Source organism: Streptomyces sp. NPDC059255 (assembly GCF_042752355.1).
Lineage (GTDB): Bacteria > Actinomycetota > Actinomycetes > Streptomycetales > Streptomycetaceae > Streptomyces.
Genome location: NZ_JBHYZP010000031.1, coordinates 13,871 through 33,038, shown reverse-complemented (window position 1 = coordinate 33,038; position 19,168 = coordinate 13,871). Strand labels below are relative to the sequence as shown.

The following is a 19,168-nucleotide window of genomic DNA, read 5'->3' as shown; positions in this document are numbered from 1 at the left end:
CACGCCGTCCCTCATGCCGTTCCTCCCAGCGGAGCGATGCGTTCCAGCGCGGCGCGCAGCTCCTTGCGCGCCCGCATCGCGCGGGTCTTGACCGTGCCCTCCGGGATGCCGAGCAGCCGCGCCGTCTCGCGGGTGGTGAGCCCGTCGACGACCGTCGCGCGCAGCACGTCGCGCAGCTCGGGGGAGATCCGGTCGAGGGCGGCGCCGACATCGCCGTACTCCAGCCCGGCCAGGACGCGTTCCTCGGCGGACGGCGCGTGGGCCGGCGGCTCGTACTCCGGCCGCCAGGACGTACCGCGCTCCGCCCTGGACCGCGCCCGCACCGCGTCGACCAGCCGCCGCGCGGCGATCACCCACAGCCAGCCGCCCGCCTCACCGCCGCGGTGCGACCCCGCCGAGCGCCATACGGTCAGGAACGTGTCCTGAAGGACCTCCCGTACGGTCTCGGGATCGGCGCACCGCCGCGACAGCCGGGCGAGCAGCCACCCGGAGTGCCGGTCGTACAGCTCGGCCAGCGCCTCGGCCCCCGCCGCGTCGCCGCGCGCGACCGCGCGCAGCAGCGCGGCGTCGTCGTGGTCTCCCCCCATGGGGCGGAACAGTCTCACGCCCTCTCTATCGCCCGATCCGCCCGGACCGGTTCACGCACCCGGACGGGGTGCGTGAACACGATCGCTCAGAGCGAACGCGGGGGAGCTGGAGCGGGGGAACAATCTCCGGCTCATAAGCATTGAGCCCGTATAGCTCAACTTGCTTGACGGTATCCGACTGCTACCGCCGTATCGCCGTCCCGCCGTGTTTCACGCCGAAGGGGAGACCATGGCTTCCACCTCCACACCGCTCACGCTTCCCGTACTGCCGCTCGACGACGAGGTCGTGCTGCCCGGCATGGTCGTGCCGCTCGATCTGTCCGACGCCGAGGTCCGTGCCGCCGTGGAGGCCGCGCAAGCGGCCGTCCGGGACGGCGGCGGGGACGGCGCGGGCGGCAAGGGCGCCGGAAAGCCCCGCGTCCTGCTCGTGCCGCGGATCGACGGGAGCTACGCCGGTACCGGTGTGCTCGGGACCGTCGAGCAGGTCGGCCGGCTCTCCGACGGGGATCCCGGCGCGCTCATCCGCGGCCGGGGCCGCGTACGGATCGGGGCCGGTACGAGCGGGCCCGGCGCCGCCCTCTGGGTCGAGGGGATCGGCGTCGACGAGAGCGCGCCCGAACCGCTGCCCGGCGCCGTGGCCGAACTGGTCACCGAGTACAAGGCGCTGGCCACCGACTGGCTCAAGAAGCGGGGCGCCTGGCAGGTCGTCGACCGCGTCCAGCAGATAGACGACGTCTCGGCGCTCGCCGACAACTCCGGCTACTCGCCCTTCCTCTCCACCGCGCAGAAGGTCGCCCTGCTGGAGACCACCGACCCGGTCGCCCGGCTGAAGCTCGCCACCGAGCAGCTCCGGGAACACCTCGCCGAGCAGGACGTCGCCGAGTCGATCGCCAAGGACGTCCAGGAAGGCGTCGACAAGCAGCAGCGCGAGTTCCTGCTGCGCCGCCAGCTCGACGCCGTACGCAAGGAGCTGCGCGAGCTCAACGGCGAGGATGGCGACGACGAGTCCGACGACTACCGGACGCGCGTCGAGGCCGCCGACCTCCCCGAGAAGGTCCGGGAGGCCGCGCTCAAGGAGGTCGACAAGCTGGAGCGCTCCTCCGACCAGAGCCCCGAGGGCTCCTGGATCCGCACCTGGCTCGACACCGTGCTGGAACTGCCGTGGAACGAACGGACCGAGGACCGGTACGACATCAGGGGCGCCCGGTCCGTCCTGGACGCCGAACACGCCGGCCTGGAGGACGTGAAGGAACGCATCACCGAGTACCTGGCCGTGCGCAAGCGCCGCGCGGACCGCGGTCTCGGGGTCGTCGGCGGCCGCCGCGGCGGCGCCGTCCTCGCCCTCGTCGGGCCGCCCGGTGTCGGCAAGACCTCGCTGGGCGAGAGCGTCGCGCACGCCATGGGGCGGAAGTTCGTCCGGGTCGCGCTCGGCGGCGTACGCGACGAGGCGGAGATCCGCGGCCACCGGCGTACGTACGTCGGAGCCCTGCCGGGGCGCCTCGTCCGGGCGATCAAGGAGGCCGGTTCGATGAACCCGGTCGTCCTGCTCGACGAGATCGACAAGGTCGGCTCCGACTTCCGCGGCGACCCCGCGGCGGCGCTGCTCGAAGTCCTCGACCCGGCGCAGAACCACACCTTCCGCGACCACTACCTGGAGGTCGAGCTGGACCTCTCCGACGTGGTCTTCCTCGCCACGGCCAACGTCCTGGAGGCCATTCCCGAGGCGCTGCTCGACCGTATGGAACTCGTACGCCTCGACGGCTACACGGAGGACGAGAAGATCGTCATCGCCCGGGACCACCTGCTGCCCCGGCAGTTGGAGCGCGCGGGCCTGGAGCCCGGCGAGGTCACCCTGGAGGACGGCGCGCTGCGCAAGCTGGCGGGCGAGTACACCCGCGAGGCGGGCGTGCGGAACCTGGAGCGCTCGATCGCCCGGCTGCTCCGCAAGATCGCGGCCGAACACGAGCTGGGCGACCGGGAGCTGCCGTTCACCCTCGGCGCCGACGGCCTGCGCGGGCTGATCGGACGGCCGCACCACGTACCGGAGTCCGCGCAGGACCCGGCGGAGCGCCGCACGGCGGTCCCGGGCGTGGCGACCGGTCTCGCGGTCACCGGCGCGGGCGGTGACGTCCTCTTCGTGGAGGCGTCGCTCGCCGACGCCGAGACGGGCGGCGCCGGGCTGACCCTGACCGGACAGCTCGGCGACGTGATGAAGGAGTCGGCCCGGATCGCGCTCTCCTTCCTGCGCTCGCGCGGCGCGGAACTGGAGCTGCCGGTGGCCGATCTGAAGGACCGGGGCGTGCACATCCACTTCCCGGCGGGCGCGGTGCCGAAGGACGGCCCGAGCGCGGGCATCACGATGACGACCGCGCTGGCCTCGCTGCTGAGCGGCCGGCAGGTCCGTACGGACGTCGCCATGACCGGCGAGGTCTCGCTGACGGGCCGCGTGCTGCCCATCGGCGGCCTCAAGCAGAAGCTGCTGGCCGCGCACCGTGCGGGCATCACGACCGTCGTGATCCCCAAGCGCAACGAGGCCGACCTGGACGACGTCCCCGCCGAGATCCTCGACAAGCTGGAGGTCCACCCGGTGACGGACGTCCGCCAGGTCCTGGAGCTCGCGCTCGCCCCGGCGGAGGTACGGGTCCCCGCCGCGGCCTGAGCCGGTCCGCGCGGCACCCCGGCGCACGGAGGCCGCCCGGCCCCCCCTCGACCATGAGGGGGGCCGGGCGGCCTCGTCGTGTCACCGGGCGGCGGTGCGACCGTACGGTCCCGGCAGGCCCTCCGCTCCGACCGGGTCCCGCACCGTCACTCGCCCGCGATGTCCCACGACTGCATCGCGACTGTCCCGTGGCTGCCCCGCGGCTGCCTCCCGACTGTCCCGTGACGCGGGGAGCGGTCAGCCGTTGGCCAGCGCCTGTACGCGGTCCAGGGCGCCGTTGAACCGGTTGTGGTCACCCACGATCGGCCCCGTCGACGTGTACTGCCAGATCGTCTGGAACCCCCAGCCCGCGGGCAGCTCGCCGATGGTCGTGTCATAGCGGGCGATCCACAGCGGGTTGGTGGAGCCGAAGCCCGCGTAGTTGCCCGTGCACGTCTTCCACCAGCTCGTCGCCGTGTAGATCACGGCGTCCCGGCCGGTGCGCGCCTTGTACGTGGTCACGAAGTCGCGGATCCAGTCGACCATCTGCGCCGGCGTCTTGCCGTAGCAGGAGGCGCCGTACGGGTTCCACTCGATGTCCAGCACGCCCGGCAGGGTCTTGCCGTCGCGGGACCAGCCGCCCCCGCCGTCGACGAAGTAGTTCGCCTGGTTGGCGCCGCTGGAGTCGTTGGGCGTGCCGAAGTGGTACGCGCCGCGGATCATGCCGACGTTGTACGAGCCGTTGTACTGCTGGGTGAAGTAGGGGTTCTTGTAGTAGTTCCCCTCGGTGGCCTTCACATAGGCCCACTTCACCCCGCTGTTCCACAGGGCCGGCCAGTCGACGTTCCCCTGGTGGCTGGAGACGTCGACGCCTTCCGTCTGGGCGGCCCGGTCGCCCCGGGGCAGGGGGCCCTGGCCGTCGTGCGCGATGACGCCCATACCCATGTGGGCCGAGCCGCGCGGGGGGATGCTCGCCGGCGGGTCCGTGGGGACGGGGGCCGCGCTCGCCGCACCGGGGAGAGTGAGGACGAGCGCGAGAATGGCGGTGAGGGCGGCGGCCGCGGCGATTCTGGAGCGGCCGGAGACGCGGGATCTGGGGACGGGCATGGATGTGCCTCCGAAGACCTCGGTGGGGGGAGATCATGACCTGTCGGCATGTCAGTGGAGTGAACATGCCAGTATTGAAGCTACGCACGTAGACCCGGACGGCGGAAGGGTGCCACGCCAGTGCCGTTGGTATAAACCCCTGAAATACTGAACATGCTGCGGCAATGGCCGCCGGTGGCAGAAACTTTCGGGGGTGGAAAGCGCGCGATGGCTGTTGACGTGCACGGGAGCGGTACGGCACCTGAACCGGACCCCGCGACAAGGAGTGGTGTGGACCAGGAATTCCTCGCCCTGGAAAGGGAACTGGCGGTCTTTCTCCGCCGGGCCCGTGCCAACTCCGGGGAAATGGCGCGAGAAGTCCATCCGGAACTGGAACCGGCGGCTTACGGACTTCTCGTACGGCTGGAGGACGGCGGCGCTCAGCGGGCCACCGATCTCGCCGGATACTTCGGCGTCGGCAAGGCCACGATGAGCCGCCAGCTGCGCGCCCTGGAAGAACTCGGACTGGTGAGCCGGGAGCCCGACCCGGCCGACGGGCGCGCCTGGCTCATCCGGATCACCGACGAGGGCAGGTCACGCTTCCTGCGGGTCCGGGGCGCGCGCCGGGAGCGGTACGTACGGAAGCTGGCCGGCTGGGACCGCGCGGAGATCGCCGAACTGGCCCGGCTGCTGCACCAGCTCAACGCCACCGCCGAGAGCTGAGCACTCCGGGAGCCGAGAGCCGATGACTCCGCGAACGGAGCGGGCGGAACGGGGCGGCAAGCGGCAAGCGGGACCCGGAACGCGGGATTCGGGGAGCGGCGAGCGGCGAGCGGGAAACGAGAAGCGGCAAGCGGCAAGCGAGAAGCGGCAAGCGGGTCCCGGACGGCGGGACCCGGGACGCCGGCCGCCTCACAGCTCCACGTACGTCACCGTCGCGTCGTCGTTCGTCTTCCCCCTGCGGAACGCCGTGCCGTCCGGATCCGCCGACTCCGCCGCCCGCACCCGGTCGATCAGCTCCTGCGGACCGCTCTTGCGGACCAGTGCCAGACAGTCCGCCCAGCCGCCCTCCCGGAACACCTCCACCCACCGGGACGCGCCGTCCGTCAGCGCGAGCAGGGACCGTACCTCCGCCGCCGGGGTACGGCCCGTCACCGCCCGCTCCGCGACCGACGGGTCCGCCGCCGCCGTGAAGAAGCCGCCCTCCGCGTTGCGCAGCGCGTCCGTCGCCGCGACCGAGCGCAGCACCTCGCGCGGGAGCCGGTCGAGACGGTCGTCCAGCACCGCCCGTACCGCCCCGTCCGGGGACTCCAGCAGCAGCGTCGAGTCCGAGAGGACGAGGTGCTCGACCGTGTCCCGGCCCCAGCGCGCGAGGACGACCGTGGCCTGCGGAGTGCGCGTGAGAGAAAGGTCACAGGTGTCCCGGTGGGCATCCGCCGTACGGCCGATCGACGCGGCGAGAACCTGTGCCAGCGTCATATCCCGTCGGGAACCGGACAGTTCCAGAAGGGCCCCGCCCAGCCTGGCCGTGAACCACGGCACGCCATGCACACAACCATCCTCACCTGCGGGTGGCGTCACCCCGTCGAGGGCCACCAGGACCCCGCCCTCACCCGCCGCGGGCAGTGCCACGCCCGCCCAGTCCTCATTGGGGCGGGCGGTGTTGCCGGGCGAGGTGGCCTGTTCGACGCGCATGCGCTCCAGTCTGCCTGACCCGTCGCACCACCCGCATGATTCCTTCACAGGCCCTACATGTCATGTCGATCTTCCTGTTACGCCCGCTCAACCACTGGGATTCGGTCAGAATGAGCGTGCGCGGGAGTCACGGAGGAGCGGATCGGGCCGAGCGGGCCGGCGGCCCGGGCGGCTCCGCTGAGCTGCGGGCGGGCATCCTGCCAAAGCCCGCCCGGAAGGTCCACCCGGCGTGCCATGTTCCAGCAGCTCCCCGACGGGGAAGAGTTGTTCGCCAACTCGTCGTGATGTTCACTCGTCCAGGTGGCGGAGCGGCCGATGCGCGCCTCCTTCCCCGAAGCGCTGGAATGGTCGACAGCCGAAAGCCAAACCAGTGGTGGGGGTGGGGTTACCGCGTTTCTGACCGGACCGGCCGTCACCTCTGCTTCATGGGCGGACGAGTCAAGAATGCGAGCACCGGTGCAGAAGAAGCGGCCTCGGGGCAAGAGTGTCACGGCCACAGGCACGGCCACCAGTGCCGCGACCCCTACGGGTACCGGTGCGACCGGTACGACCGATGCGGCCACCCCAGCCGCCACGCCCCCGGCGGCCACCCCAGCCGAGGCCGTGAAGCCTCCGGAAGGACGCCGTGTGAGGGTACGTAACCGGCTGGTCACCGGGGTCGCCTTCGTGGGCGTCACGGTCATCGCGGCCGGCGCCCCCGCCGTACTGGCCGCCTCCGCCGAACTCAACGACGCCCAGAACCTGGTCACCCTCGCCGAGCTGAACCAGCAGGCCGTCACCCTCGGCCACTCCCTCGCCGACGAACGCGACCAGGTCATCGTCTATATCGCCGCGGGCCGCGACGAGCAGCCGGGCGGCACGGACGAGGAGAAGGCCAAGTACACGATCTCCGACACGCGCAGCGCCCGGGTCGACCGCCAGATCGACGAGATCCGCGCCACCGGCTCGGCCTCTCCCGGCCTGCTGCGCGACCTCTCCACCGTCCCCTCCATCCGCCGCGCCGCCCTCACCGGGAAGGGCTCGGCGATGGAGGCGTACCGCGCGTACTCCGAGGTCATCGACAAGCTCCAGGCCCTCGCCGACGAGCTGGCCGAGAACACCCCGCCCGAGGCCGCCGACGGCACCCGCGCCCCCGCCGCGCTCGGCCGCGCCGTCGAGCAGGCCTCCGCCACCCGCGGGCTGCTGCTGGCGGCGCTCGCCGTGCCCGCCGACACGGCCACCACCCCCCAGTACGACCCGCTCACCGGGCTCCCCGTCGAGTCCACGAGCGACGCGACCAACAAGAAGAACGCCCAACTGCGCGACGAACTGAGCGCCGACGCCCAGAAGTCACGCGTCCGCGAACTCGCCGCGCTGGCCGACTTCGACCAGAGCGCCGACACCGGCGCCCGCGAATCCCTCACCTCCACCGTCACGGGCCCCGACGTCAAGACGGCCGAGAGCTATCTGACCCGCCTCACCGACCGGCCCGAGCTCTCCGAGGCCGACCGCAAGGCCGACGAGGACAAGGTCGGCTCCTCGCTCTCCGCCCGGATCGACCAGATGCGGGGCGTCGAGTCGGGCCTCGGCGCCGGCCAGGTCGAACGCCTCGCGCAGCTCCGTGACGACGATGTCACCGGCCTGGAGCTTCAGCTCGCCCTCCTCGGCGGCTGCCTGCTCATCGCGGTCGGCGTCTCCACCGCCGTCGCCCGTACGCTCACCAGGCCGCTCGCCGTCGTACGGATCGGCGCCGCCCGGCTCTCCGCCGCGCCCGCCACCGAGGAAGCGATCCGCTTCACCGGCCGCAACGACGAGTTCGCGCAGGTCGTACGGTCCGTCAACGCCCTGCACGGCAAGCTCCTCGACCTCGCGGGCCGCGCCGACCGGCTCGACAGCGACCGCAGCGATCTGCTCGGCGCCCGCGAGAAGGTCGCCGAGCAGCGCGCCGAACTCCAGGACCGTACGGCCGAACTCACCATCCAGCTCCAGCGGCTGCGCCACACCGTCCACCACACCTTCGTCAACCTCTCGCTGCGCACCCTCGGCCTGGTCGAGCGTCAGCTCGGCGTCATCGAGGGCCTGGAGGACCGCGAGCAGGACCCCGAGCGGCTCGCCACCCTCTTCAAGCTCGATCACATGGCGACGGTCATGCGCCGCCACAGCGAGAACCTGCTCGTCCTCGCCGGCCACGAGCACGGTCACGGCCCCACCGGGCCCGTCCCGCTCGTGGACGTGCTGCGCGCGGCCGTCAGCGAGATCGAGCGGTACGAGCGCGTCACCATCCAGGAAGTGCCCGCCGACACCCAGGTGGCCGGCTTCGCCGCGGACGACCTGAGCCATCTCGTCGCGGAGCTGCTGGAGAACGCCGCGTCGTTCTCGCCGCCCGAGACCGAGGTGCGGCTCTCCGGCTGGATGCTGGAGAGCGGCGAGGTGATGCTCTCCGTACAGGACCAGGGCATCGGGCTGTCCGTGGACCGGCTCGCCGAGCTGAACGTGCGGCTCGCCGCCCCGGAGAACCCCGGCGAGCCGCCGCGCGCGCCCCGCGGCGGCGGGAGCGCCGGCCCGGACACCACCGGGAGCGAGGGCCTCGGGCTGCGGGTCGCCGCGCTGCTCGCGGCGCGCCACGGCGTCCAGGTCGAGCTGCGCGAGCACCAGGAGGGCGGGGTCGCGGCGATCGTCGTCCTGCCGGAGTCGCTGCTCGCGGCCGTGCCGCCGGCCCCCGTGCCGCCGGCCCCCGTACTGCCGATCGGCGTCCCGGCCCCCGCGGCCCCGTCGACGGCCGGTACTGCCGGGACGGCCAAGGCGGCCCCGCCCGCCCTGCCGACCCGTACGAGCCGGGTCCGGGACAGCAACGGCGAGCGCGATCCGCTGGTGGTCGCGGCCGAGGCGGCGATCCGCCGCGCGGAGGAGGCACGACGGGCCGGATCCGGTCCCGCCGCTGCCCCGGAGCACACCGCTCCCGCCACCGTCCCCGCTCCCGCCGCCCCGTACGGCATCGGGCCCGACCGCCACGAGCGCGTCCCCGACGCCGAGCCGCGGACCAAGGGCACCGACCAGGACACCTTCCAGATGCGGCTGCCCAAGCAGCCCCGGCAGCCTCAGCAGACTCAGCACCCCGGGCAGCCCCAGCACCCCAGGCAGCCCCAGCACCCCGCGCACCAGGCCGGCGACCCAGCCGGCACCCCGCCCGCCAACCCGGACACCACCCCCGAGGCCACCCCTGAGGCCGCGCCCGAGACCGCCCCCGCGGCCGGCGCGGGACCGCTCACCGACAAGGGGCTGCCCAAGCGCACCCCCCGGGTCATCAAGCCCGCCGCCGCACCCACCCGGCGCTCCGGCAGCGTCGACGCGGAAGCCCTGCGGCGCCGGCTCGGCGGTTTCCACCAGGGGACCGTCGAGGGCCGCCGCGATGCCGAGGCGGAACTGATGGAGCAGACCCCACCCTCGGAGCGAAGCCCCGGGGTGGACACCGGAGAGACGACGGGGGACACAGTCAAGGAGGCAAGCAGTTGACTGCGACCGGCACAGGTACAGGTACAGGCACGGGCTTCAGCGCCGGCAGCGGTGCCGGCACCGGAAGAGGAGCCGGCACCGGCTCCGGCACCTTCGGGCTGAGCAACGAAGCGCGTAACCTGCACTGGCTCCTGAGCAACCTCGTCGAGGAGGTACCCGGCGTCCACGCGGTCGCCGTGGTCTCGTCCGACGGACTGCTTCTGCTCTCCTCCGACCCCGGCAGAACCGCCGAGGCGGCCGCCGCCACCGCAGCCGCCCAGGCCGGCCCGCGCGGCTCCAGCGCCGACCTCGCCACCATCGTCTCGGGCGTCGGCAGCCTCACCATCGGCGCCGCGAAGCTGATGGACGGCGGCGGGGTCAAGCAGACGATGATCGCGATGGAGGAGGGCAGCCTCTTCGTCATGGCGATCAGCGACGGCTCGCTGCTCGGCGTGCACGCCACCGCGGACTGTGACATGAGCGTCGTCGCCTACCACATGGCGCTCTTCGTCGGCCGGGTCGGACACAAACTGACCCCGGAGCTGCGCAACGAACTACGAGCCTCCGTGGAGAGCGAGAGCGCCGGATGACCCCGGCCGCCGACCCCGCGCACCGCCTCCCGGTGCGCGGGGCGGACCGCAAGGCGCTCCGGGTACGCCCGTACTCGCTGACCGGCGGACGGACCCGCTCCGGGCACGTCCTGCTGGTGGAGACATTCGTCGCCGCCCTCGAACCGGGCGAGGTCCACAAGGAACTGACGGACGGCGACGCCCCGACCCGTGTCATGCCGGAGATGCTCGCCATCATCGAGCTGTGCCGGCGGATGCGGACCGTCGCCGAGATCTCGGCGCTGCTCAAAATGCCGCTGGGCGTGGTCCGGGTGCTCATCGGCGACCTGGCCGATCAGGGAAAGATCCGTGTGTACGGAACCGGTCACGATGACACCGGTCATCCGGACCACGCGTTGCTGGAAAGGGTGCTGAGTGGACTCCGCCGTCTCTGACGTCTCCGAGGTTTCGGACGACGTCACCGCCGCCTCCGGGCGTGCCTCCGTACGGGAGGCCGCAGCGGCACCCGTACGGGAATCCGGGCCCGATCCCGTACGGGAGCCCGGTCCCGACCCGGCACGGGAATCCGAGCCGGAGCCGGAGCCGGAGGAAGAGCTCCAGGCGTGGCAGCTGGACCGTACCCGCGCACCGGTCTCCACCAAGATCGTGATCGCGGGCGGCTTCGGCGTCGGCAAGACGACCTTCGTCAGCTCGGTCTCCGAGATCGTCCCGCTCCAGACCGAGGCGCTGATGACGGAGGCCAGCGCCGACATCGACGACCTCAGCGCGACGCCCGACAAGTCCACCACCACGGTGGCGATGGACTACGGGCGCATCACCCTCGACGACGACCTCGTCCTGTACCTCTTCGGCACGCCCGGCCAGCAGCGCTTCTGGTTCATGTGGGACGACCTGGTACGCGGCGCGATCGGCGCGATCATCCTGGCGGACACCCGCCGGCTCGACGACTGCTTCCCGGCGCTCGACTACTTCGAGAGTTCCGGGCTGCCGTACGTCGTGGCCGTCAACCGCTTCGACGGGGCCGCCCCGTTCGAACCGGACGACGTGCGCGACGCCTTGACGATTCCGCAGAGCATCCCTGTACTGATCATGGACGCGCGGGACCGGAACACGGCGGTCGATTCGCTGCTCGCGCTGGTACGTCACGCACTGGAGTTCTCTCCCGAGTAGCGTCGGCGCCGCACCACGCACGCAAACGGAGACAGCGCCGCCCATGCGGAAGATCCTCATCGTCGGAGCCGGTCAGTCCGGGCTCCAGCTCGCCCTCGGACTCCAGTCATGGGGGTACGAGGTCACGCTGATGTCCAACCGCACGCCGGACGAGATCCGGGCCGGCCGGGTCATGTCCACGCAGTGCATGTTCGACACGGCGCTCCAGCACGAACGGGATCTCCGGCTCAACTTCTGGGAGGCGCAGGCGCCGAGGATCGAGGGCCTCGGCGTCTCCGTCGCCGCCCCCGACTCCTCACGCGCCGTCGACTGGGTCGGCCGGCTGAACGGGTACGCCCAATCCGTCGACCAGCGCGTCAAGATGGCCGGCTGGCTGGAGACCTTCGCGCACCGCGGCGGCCAACTGGTCATCCACGGGGCGGCCGTCTCCGACCTGGACTACTTCTCCCGCATGTACGACCTGTCCCTGGTCTCGGCGGGCAAGGGCGAGCTGGTCTCGATGTTCGCCCGCGACGCCGCCCGCTCCCCGTACGACGCCCCGCAGCGCGCGCTGGCGGTCAGTTACGTCCACGGGGTCGGGCCGCGCCCCGAGCACCCCGGGGTCGAGGCGGTGCGCTGCAATCTGGTGCCGGGCGTCGGCGAGTTCTTCGTCATGCCGGCCCTCACCACCTCGGGCCGCGCGGACATCCTCTTCTGGGAGGGGATCCCGGGAGGGCCGCTCGACGTCTTCCGGGGCGTCAGGCGCCCCGCCCAGCACCTTGCCCTCACGCTGGAGCTGATGGAGCGCTTCACCCCCTGGGAGCACGCGCGGGCCACCAAGGCCGAGCTGACGGACTCCGGGGGCACCCTTACGGGGCGGTACGCGCCGACCGTACGCGACCCGGTCGGCCGGCTGCCGGGCGGAGGACTCGTCCTCGGCGTCGCGGACGTCGTCGTCGCCAACGACCCGATCACCGGCCAGGGCTCCAACACGGCCGCGAAGTGCGCCGCCTCGTACCTGGACTCGATCGTCGGACACGGCGACCGGCCCTTCGACGAGGCGTGGATGCGCGCGGCGTTCGACCGCTTCTGGGACGTGGCGCGGCACGCCACCAAGTGGACCAACGCGATGCTCGGCCCGGCGCCGGAGCACGTCCTCGGCCTGATCGGCGCGGGGGAACGGCTCCCGCCGGTCGCCGACCGCTTCGCGAACGGCTTCGACGACCCGTCGGACTTCGAGCACTTCTTCTACGACCCGGCGAAGGCGGACGCGTACCTGGCGGAGGCGGCGTCGAGCACGCCCTGACCTTCCGCCCGCCCTTCCGCGCCCCTCCGCTCCCCACCCCTGCCCCTCAACTCCCCCCGTATCCGGTGTCGGACCCGTCCGTCGCGCCCTGGGGCAACGGCGGCGGGACGTACACGCCCGGGGCCAGCGGGGCGGCGGCGGGGTCCGGGCGTACGGCGCCGAGCAGCGGGTTGGCCGCGATGGGGGAGACCTTGACGTGGGTGCCGGGGCGCGGCGCCTGGATCACCATCCCGTCGCCGAGGTAGATCGCGACATGCGTGGCCTCCGGGAAGTAGATCACCAGATCGCCGGGGCGCAGCTGGTCCAGCGGGATCCGGGGGAGGTCGCGCCACTGCTCCTGGCTGGTCCGGGGGATGGGGTGCCCGGCCTGCGCCCACGCCTGCGAGGTGAGCCCCGAGCAGTCGTACGACCCGGGCCCCTCGGCGCCCCACTCGTACGGCTTGCCGATCTGCCCGGCGGCGAACTCCAGCGCCAGGCTGCCCGCCGCGGAAGGCGTCGCGGACGAGGCGCCGGGGGCGCCCGGGGCGCCGGCCGCGCCGACGGTGTCCCCGAGGACGCCCGAGTCGATCAGCTCCCGCTGGGCCCGCTCCGTACCGGACTTCTCCAGTGCGGCGATCGAGGCGAGCTGCGTACCGCTGAGCGAGGCGAGCAGCTTCTCGACCTGCCGGAGCCGGGAGCCGACGGTGTCGCGCTGCTTCTTCTGCTGCTCCACCAGCTCCCGCTGGCGGTCGAGAGCCGTACGGGACGCGCTCGCGAGCGCGGCGGCCTGGTGCTCACCGCGGGACAGCCCCTGCATGGTGCCCGCCCGGAAACGTGCCGCGCGCTCCAGCAGATAGCCGTCGTCCAGGATGTGCCCCGGGTCGGGGGTGAGGAGCAGTTGCAGGTAGTCGGAGAGGTCGGACTGCCCCTGGTACTGGCGGCGCGCCAGCAGCCCCGCGTCCTCCCGGCTCCGCTCCAGCGCGGCCCGCGCCCGGTTCAGATCCTCGGTCAGCTTCCTGGCCTCGACGCGCTGCCGGATCAGCTCGACCTCGGTGGCGTTGTACGCCTCGCTCGCCTGCTCGGTCTGCTGGTAGAGAAGCTGGAGCCGGCCGAGGAGCCCGGAGACGGTGGTGGGAACCGCGCCGAGGCCACCGGCCGCTGACGTAGCCCCTGACGCCGACACCGACGCCGACGCCGACGGTACGGGGGCGGGCGGCGGAAGGGGCGGGGGTTCCGGGGCGGCGTACGCGGGGGCCACCGCCGCCAGGACGGTCGCGGTGGCCAGTGCCGCCGTACAGACGGATCGCCGTACTCTCCCTGGCACGTCATCACCTCCGGTTGCTGGACAAGGCGTCCAGTAGTAGAAGATGACAAGGCGTCAGATGATTCGAAGAGCTTTTTAATGGGCGATCTGGCGCAACAGCATCACCCGTGCGGGGCGGTTCAGAAGCCGACCGTGGTCTCGAAGGTGTCGCGCGCCTGGGCGAGCCGGTACCAGCGGTCGGCGAGGGCGTCCGGGTCGCCGTCGCCCGACCCGGGCACGATCGGCAGGCCGATGGACAGATGGCCGACGTACACGCCCTCACCGGCCAGGTCGTCGTGCAGGCCGCGGGCCCAGGAACGCAGCCCGGCCAGGGCGATGCCGGAGTTGCTCATCCCCGGGATGGGGGCGATCGCGGTGGTGCCGGTGGTGAACAGCAGGGCGCCGTCGCGGGCCTCGCGCATGGCCGGCAGGACCGCGGCGGCCGCGGTGAGCGCACCGCCGACGAGCATGTCGAACATCGGGCGCACGGACTCCGCGGTGGTCTCGGCCGCGGCGGTGAACCCCAGGGCCTTGAGGTCGGGCACCTCACCGGCCACGTTCGGGAAGACGGGGGCCGGGCTGTAGGCGAGCACGCCGATCCGCCCCAGTTCCCCGGCGGCGGTGTCCAGAGCGGCGGTCAGCCCCTCCCCGTCGGTGACGTCCGCCGGGTAGGCGTGGGCGGTGACACCCTCGGCCGCCAGGGACTCGATGATGCCCCGCAGCTTCTCGCCGCTACGGGAGATCAGGGCGACGGGGTGCCCGGCGGTGCCGAACCGGAGGGCGATGGAGCGGCCCATGCTGCGCCCGGCGCCGACGACGGCGATCGTCGAAGGGGTGGAGTACGCAGAGGACACAGAGGACGCAGAAAACGCAGAAGACATGCGGCTACCTCGATTGGTTACGATCAGTACGTAGCCCCACGGTAATGACGTATGGGGGACCTCACAAAAGGCACATTCATGTTCGCAGAGCACACCGCTGATCCTGACGGCACCGACACCCACGCCGCCCCGCACCCGTGCGAAACGTGGCCCGACAACGGCCGAGGCTTCCGGGACACCCTCGACCGGATCGGCGACAAGTGGTCGGTCCTCGTCATCGGCATCCTCAGCCGAGGCCCCCTGCGCTTCGGCGTCCTGCACCAGCGGGTTCCGGGCATCTCCCAGCGCATGCTCACGCTCACCCTGCGCCACCTGGAACGCGACGGCCTCGTCTCCCGCACCGTCTACGCCGAGGTGCCGCCGCGCGTCGAATACGAACTCACCCCGCTCGGGGAAAGCCTGCGCGCCACGGTCCGCGCCCTCGCCCAGTGGGTCACCGACCACAACGGCGAAATCGAAACCGCGCGCCACACCTACGACACGGCCTGAGAGCCGCCCGCGTCACGCGGCGCCGCCCCCGGTGCCCCGGGGCTTCGACCACGGCCACCTCGGCCCCCGCTCCCCGCGCCCCTCGGGCACGTACACGTACTTCCAGCCGCGCTGGATCCCGAGCCGCTTGGTGTACCCGGCGGGCTCGCGCAGGTACGCGTACACGGTGGGCGGCCCGCCGGCGGCATCGGGCACGGGCACCTCGTACCACTTCGGCGGATTCCCGGTAGGCCCGGTCAGCACGGGCAGAACCCGCCCGTCGAGCGGCCCACCGGTGAAGAGGGTGTCTTCGCTTCTCACGCAGTCAGTTTCCCAGGTGAGCGGTGACGCTCGTTGCGACTCACACGGTGAAGCGGTCGAACTCGCCTGCTTTGACGCCGAGGATGAAGGCGTGGAGTTTTTCGGGGGTGGTGGTGAGGATGACGTCGGGGTCGTCGCTCTCGACGAGCTTGACCGTGCCGTCTTCGGCGGCGGCGAGGTGGACGCAGCCGTTCGCCTCCGGGCTGTAGGAGGACTTCTGCCAGTGGAGGGCGGCCACGTGTCTTTCCTTCCTTACAGGTCTGCTGCGACGCGGCGGATCAGATCTCGCGACTGCGCTGGTCCGAGCGTACAACTCTCAACGCGGTCCAGAACGGCTCGGTACTTCGCCAACTGAGGTTGGGCATCCAGGAACGCGGCACCCTGTTCGGTGTCGAGTTGGACGGTGTCCAGGGCGGGGACTGTTCCGGACATGTAGTAGATGCCGATCCCGGCCGTGGGGAACGTGCCTGAGCCAAAGGGGATGGCCAGGATCGTGACGTGTTCCAACTCGCTCACTTCGAGCAGGTGCTTGAGCTGTTCGCGGGCCACCTCGGGGCCGCCGAAACCCATGTGCAGGGCGGCTTCGTGGAGGATGGTCCTCAACGGCTTCGGGTTCTCTCCATATACCGCCACCTGGCGCTTGATCCGGAACGAGACCCGGTGTTCCACCTCGTGCGGGGCGAACGACGGTACGGCAGCGCTGATGACGGCGTGGGCGTGGGCCCTGGTCTGGAGCAATCCGGGCAAGTGGCCCAGCGATGAGGTCCGCATCGAAGTGGTGTGGTGTTCGAGTTCGGCCAGGTCGACCGCATCGGGCGGTAGCAGGTCGCGGTACTCGTCCCACCACCCGCGCGTCCTCCCTCCGGTCATCTCCGTGAGCGCCTCGATGTACGCCTCATCCGTGCAGCTGTAACTCCGGGCCAGCGCGCGCACCCGGTCCGCGCCCACCGCGTAACGGCCCGATTCGATGCTGCTGATCCGGGGTTGTGAGGAGCCGTCGAGCACCCCCGCCTGGGCTGTGGTCAGCTCGGCCTGCTGGCGGAGCCTGCGCAGTTCGGCGCCGAGGCGCCGCTGTCGCACGGTGGCAGGTAGGTGCTTGGGGCGCATTTTTCTCCCTCACTCATTTGGATGCTCTCTTCTCAGGCAGGTAGATGAATCATAGTGACGTCGTTACGGTGTGAAGCACGCCACAGCAAGTGGCCACGCCGCAAGGCGTCTTCGCTCCGCCGTGCCCCGCCGCGTCCCGGTCGGGCGGACGGGTGTGTCTACCGAAGGGGATCGTGATGACCGTATCGCCGCAGGGCTCCGCCCTGGACTCGTTCGATTTCGAGCGGGAGTTGTACGAACTCGTGCACGACACCGCGCCCCGCCTCTTCGCCGTCGTCGTGGAGTACCGCGACGGCGAGGGCGAGTTGGGCCGGGACGCCGCCGTCGTTGCCTGGGGGCTGGCGCACGAGGACGGTCTGGTCGAGGTGGCGCGGGTGGGCGGCGGTGGTGGGCTGCGGCTCGCGGCGCCGGAGAATGTGGCCCGGTACTTCGGGCGCGGGGAGGGGTGTGCGTCCCGGGTGGTGTGGCTCGGGCCGAAGGTGTCCGAGGCGCCCGGGGTGCCCGAGGTGGGCGCTCCGGCGGCCTGAGCCGGGCGCGGCCGGTGGTGCGGCTCAGGCCAGCAGCCCCGAGGACTGCCAGAGCCTGCGGCCCGCGCCGCGCAGTACGCCGATGTCGTCGAGGAAGTCCGTCAGGCGCTTCGCGCCGGTCTGCATGACCTCGCGGCGGTGTCCGCTCGCCCGGACCTGGGCGACGGCCGCGCGGCGGTCGAGCCCGACGTTCTCGTACACCTGCGGGTTGATGAAGCAGACGGAGAAGACCCGGGCCGCCTGGCCGCAGTTGAGCCGGGTGAACTCCTGCTCCCAGCGCGGCGCGGTGACCATCTGGCGCCGCAACTCCTCCCGCGCGTACCGGACATGGCGCGCCTCCTCGATGACATGGATCCGGGTCACCCCGCGCACCAGGGGCTGGACCCGCTCGTCGGGGAAGGCCAGTCGTTGCATCCAGTCGAGGATCTCCTCGCCGAGGAGGGTGGCCGCGAAGGATCCCGGTGTGGTGGAGATCGTCTTCAGGACGCGCGCCATGTTGTGGTACCGGCCGGGCACGGGGTAGGCCGGGGTGCCGCCCTTGTGGATGAGCTTCGCGAACATCATCGAGTGCCGGCACTCGTCCGCGATCTCGGTGAGCGCGTACCGGACATGACTGCTGGTCACGGGCTTGTCGTAGATGTGCCGGACCAGAAGCTGCATCAGGATGATCTCGAACCAGATGCCGAGCGAGGCGAGCGACGCGGCCTCGTGCCGGGCCAGCTCCATCCGCCGCTCCTCGGGCATCGTGTGCCACAGGGGCGTGCCGTAGAGCGAGACCAGCTCCGGCGGCCAGTGCCACTTGCCCTCCTCCGGCGGCGCCTCCCAGTCGAGTTCCCTGTCGGGGTCGAAGGAGTGCCGCTCGGAGGATTCGAGGAGCCGCTCCGCGACCTGTTCCCGGTCGCGGAGCGGGCCCAGTGCGTCGCGGAGGGCTTGGACGTCGCGTTCGGTCGCGGGGGTCATGGCGGGGCGCACCTCACGGTCGCTGCTGACGGGCGGCCGGGCGCGCCGGCCACTGGTGTTACCGGCGGTCACCTCTTATGAGACTACTTGTCAGTAAGGGCGTCAATCCCCCGTACGCGGGCGTTCAGAGCGTGCGCGTGAAAGAGAGCAGGAGCGCCGCGACCGCCTCCGGTTCCTCCAGGAGCATCGCGTGCGTCGCGTCGATGTCCTCGACGCGGAGGGTGCCCGTACGTTCCCCGGAGAGCGCCGCGAAGTCCCGGTCCAGGCCCTTCGCGTACGACGCGGTCAGCTCCTCGAACCACTCCATCCCGGGCGTCGGGGGCCCCGCGCGCCGCCCCCGTACGCAGAGCACCGGGGAGGGGACGCGGCGCAGCAGCGCGAAGACGTCGAGGGCGTCCAGCGCGTCGTACATCTCCAGCGCCGCCTCCCGCAGGGGCAGCGTCTGGACGCGGCCGTCGGGCAGTTCCCGCACCGAGGCGCGGGCCGTCGCCTCGGCGCGGTCGTACGGGATGCCGAACCGGCCCGCGTACGCCGCCTGTTCCGCCACGTACCCGGCGGGCGCGATCCGGCCGGCGGCCGAGCGCATCAGCCCGCGCATCCGGTCGAGCCCCTCGGCGACGGTCGCCGGGTCGAGCCCCGGGTACCGCGCGGGCCCGCCCCACCAGAAACCGTCGAGGTTCACGGCGCCGGGGCAGGCGCAGGGCGCGGCGAGATGGAGGGCGAGCAGGCCGCCGAGGGAGTGGCCCACGGGCAGCGCGTCGCGGATGCCGTACGCGTCCACGGTCCGCCCGACCGCCTCGGCCACGCCGTCGAACGACCAGGGTGCCGGGAGACCGGGGGAGCGGCCGTGCCCCGGCAGATCGACGGCGAGCACCCGGTGGTGCGGCAGGAGCAGGGGCGCGACGGCGTCCCAGTCCGCGAGCGAACGGCCGGCGCCGTGGAGGAGGACGAGGGGCGGTCCTTCGCCGCCGTGGTCCCGGGCATGAAGGGGCGAGGAGAGGGATGAACGAGGCATGCGGTTTACGGTATTACGGGCCAAGGACGGGAAGATCGGCCGTAGGAACGACGGAATCGGGGCATCCGCGCCGGTACGATGAATATGCGGCTGAAGGAACGCCGTT

19 protein-coding genes are annotated in these 19,168 nt (G+C 71.9%); 9 read left to right on the top strand and 10 right to left on the bottom strand.

The annotated features are described in order from the left end of the window. Positions 1-11: 11 nt before the first annotated feature. Positions 12-587, bottom strand: a complete 576-nt coding sequence (locus ACFXKG_RS29640; RefSeq protein WP_384845582.1) for an RNA polymerase sigma factor — start codon at positions 585-587, stop codon at positions 12-14. 229 nt (positions 588-816) lie between these two features. Between ACFXKG_RS29640 and lon the strand changes: the two genes are divergently transcribed. Beyond that, positions 817-3,246, top strand: coding sequence for an endopeptidase La (gene lon, locus ACFXKG_RS29635; protein ID WP_384845580.1), 2,430 nt, complete (start codon positions 817-819; stop codon positions 3,244-3,246). Between the two features lie 237 nt (positions 3,247-3,483). Here the strand turns inward: lon and ACFXKG_RS29630 are convergent, their stop codons facing one another. Beyond that, complete coding sequence (locus ACFXKG_RS29630; RefSeq protein WP_384845578.1) at positions 3,484-4,332, bottom strand: lysozyme; 849 nt, start codon at positions 4,330-4,332, stop codon at positions 3,484-3,486. A gap of 207 nt (positions 4,333-4,539) precedes the next feature. On the opposite strand from ACFXKG_RS29630, the gene ACFXKG_RS29625 reads away from it, so the two are divergent. Beyond that, the gene (locus tag ACFXKG_RS29625) at positions 4,540-5,034 is read left to right on the top strand and encodes a MarR family winged helix-turn-helix transcriptional regulator (protein ID WP_384845576.1); all 495 of its coding nucleotides are present in this window, start codon (positions 4,540-4,542) and stop codon (positions 5,032-5,034) included. A 189-nt stretch (positions 5,035-5,223) separates the two neighbouring features. Here ACFXKG_RS29625 and ACFXKG_RS29620 read toward each other — a convergent pair whose 3' ends face one another. After that, on the bottom strand, positions 5,224-6,006 hold the full coding sequence (locus ACFXKG_RS29620; protein WP_384845574.1) for a hypothetical protein: 783 nt from the start codon (positions 6,004-6,006) through the stop codon (positions 5,224-5,226). Between the two features lie 456 nt (positions 6,007-6,462). On the opposite strand from ACFXKG_RS29620, the gene ACFXKG_RS29615 reads away from it, so the two are divergent. The 5 genes from ACFXKG_RS29615 (at position 6,463) to ACFXKG_RS29595 (ending at position 12,501) form a co-directional block, all read left to right on the top strand. Further along, positions 6,463-9,498, top strand: a complete 3,036-nt coding sequence (locus ACFXKG_RS29615; protein WP_384845698.1) for a nitrate- and nitrite sensing domain-containing protein — start codon at positions 6,463-6,465, stop codon at positions 9,496-9,498. A gap of 98 nt (positions 9,499-9,596) precedes the next feature. Further along, the gene (locus ACFXKG_RS29610; protein ID WP_384845696.1) at positions 9,597-10,067 is read left to right on the top strand and encodes a roadblock/LC7 domain-containing protein; all 471 of its coding nucleotides are present in this window, start codon (positions 9,597-9,599) and stop codon (positions 10,065-10,067) included. Then, positions 10,064-10,480: a DUF742 domain-containing protein gene (locus tag ACFXKG_RS29605; RefSeq protein WP_365818218.1), complete on the top strand. Its 417-nt coding sequence runs from the start codon at positions 10,064-10,066 to the stop codon at positions 10,478-10,480. Before ACFXKG_RS29610 ends, ACFXKG_RS29605 begins: the two co-directional genes overlap by 4 nt. After that, positions 10,461-11,216 (top strand): ATP/GTP-binding protein, encoded by a 756-nt coding sequence (locus ACFXKG_RS29600; protein WP_384845572.1) that lies wholly within the window; start codon positions 10,461-10,463, stop codon positions 11,214-11,216. The genes ACFXKG_RS29605 and ACFXKG_RS29600 overlap by 20 nt, the downstream gene beginning before the upstream one ends. 43 nt (positions 11,217-11,259) lie before the next feature. Continuing rightward, positions 11,260-12,501: a styrene monooxygenase/indole monooxygenase family protein gene (locus ACFXKG_RS29595; RefSeq protein WP_384845570.1), complete on the top strand. Its 1,242-nt coding sequence runs from the start codon at positions 11,260-11,262 to the stop codon at positions 12,499-12,501. Between the two features lie 46 nt (positions 12,502-12,547). On the opposite strand, the gene ACFXKG_RS29590 is transcribed toward ACFXKG_RS29595, so the two are convergent. After that, positions 12,548-13,804 (bottom strand): NlpC/P60 family protein, encoded by a 1,257-nt coding sequence (locus tag ACFXKG_RS29590; RefSeq protein ID WP_384845568.1) that lies wholly within the window; start codon positions 13,802-13,804, stop codon positions 12,548-12,550. A gap of 119 nt (positions 13,805-13,923) precedes the next feature. Continuing rightward, a complete protein-coding gene (locus ACFXKG_RS29585; protein ID WP_384845566.1) occupies positions 13,924-14,637 on the bottom strand; it encodes an SDR family NAD(P)-dependent oxidoreductase in 714 nt (237 codons plus the stop codon). 105 nt (positions 14,638-14,742) lie between these two features. Between ACFXKG_RS29585 and ACFXKG_RS29580 the strand changes: the two genes are divergently transcribed. Next, positions 14,743-15,153 carry a winged helix-turn-helix transcriptional regulator gene (locus tag ACFXKG_RS29580; protein ID WP_384845564.1) on the top strand — a complete coding sequence of 137 codons (411 nt, stop codon included), beginning with the start codon at positions 14,743-14,745 and terminating at the stop codon, positions 15,151-15,153. A 12-nt stretch (positions 15,154-15,165) separates the two neighbouring features. Here the strand turns inward: ACFXKG_RS29580 and ACFXKG_RS29575 are convergent, their stop codons facing one another. The 3 genes from ACFXKG_RS29575 to ACFXKG_RS29565 are packed head-to-tail and all read right to left on the bottom strand — an operon-like array spanning position 15,166 to position 16,560. Next, the gene (locus ACFXKG_RS29575) at positions 15,166-15,453 is read right to left on the bottom strand and encodes a hypothetical protein (protein WP_384845562.1); all 288 of its coding nucleotides are present in this window, start codon (positions 15,451-15,453) and stop codon (positions 15,166-15,168) included. Positions 15,454-15,493: 40 nt separating this feature from the next. Beyond that, positions 15,494-15,691, bottom strand: a complete 198-nt coding sequence (locus ACFXKG_RS29570; RefSeq protein ID WP_384845560.1) for a DUF397 domain-containing protein — start codon at positions 15,689-15,691, stop codon at positions 15,494-15,496. 14 nt (positions 15,692-15,705) lie between these two features. Then, entirely contained in the window at positions 15,706-16,560 is an 855-nt protein-coding gene (locus ACFXKG_RS29565; protein ID WP_384845558.1) for a helix-turn-helix domain-containing protein, read from the bottom strand. Between the two features lie 176 nt (positions 16,561-16,736). On the opposite strand from ACFXKG_RS29565, the gene ACFXKG_RS29560 reads away from it, so the two are divergent. Then, positions 16,737-17,087, top strand: coding sequence for a hypothetical protein (locus ACFXKG_RS29560; RefSeq protein ID WP_384845556.1), 351 nt, complete (start codon positions 16,737-16,739; stop codon positions 17,085-17,087). Positions 17,088-17,111: 24 nt separating this feature from the next. On the opposite strand, the gene ACFXKG_RS29555 is transcribed toward ACFXKG_RS29560, so the two are convergent. Together ACFXKG_RS29555 and ACFXKG_RS29550 are read right to left on the bottom strand one after the other, a co-directional pair. Next, a complete protein-coding gene (locus ACFXKG_RS29555; protein ID WP_384845694.1) occupies positions 17,112-18,047 on the bottom strand; it encodes a diiron oxygenase in 936 nt (311 codons plus the stop codon). A gap of 124 nt (positions 18,048-18,171) precedes the next feature. Beyond that, positions 18,172-19,062 carry an alpha/beta fold hydrolase gene (locus tag ACFXKG_RS29550; RefSeq protein ID WP_384845554.1) on the bottom strand — a complete coding sequence of 297 codons (891 nt, stop codon included), beginning with the start codon at positions 19,060-19,062 and terminating at the stop codon, positions 18,172-18,174. Positions 19,063-19,168: the final 106 nt, after the last annotated feature.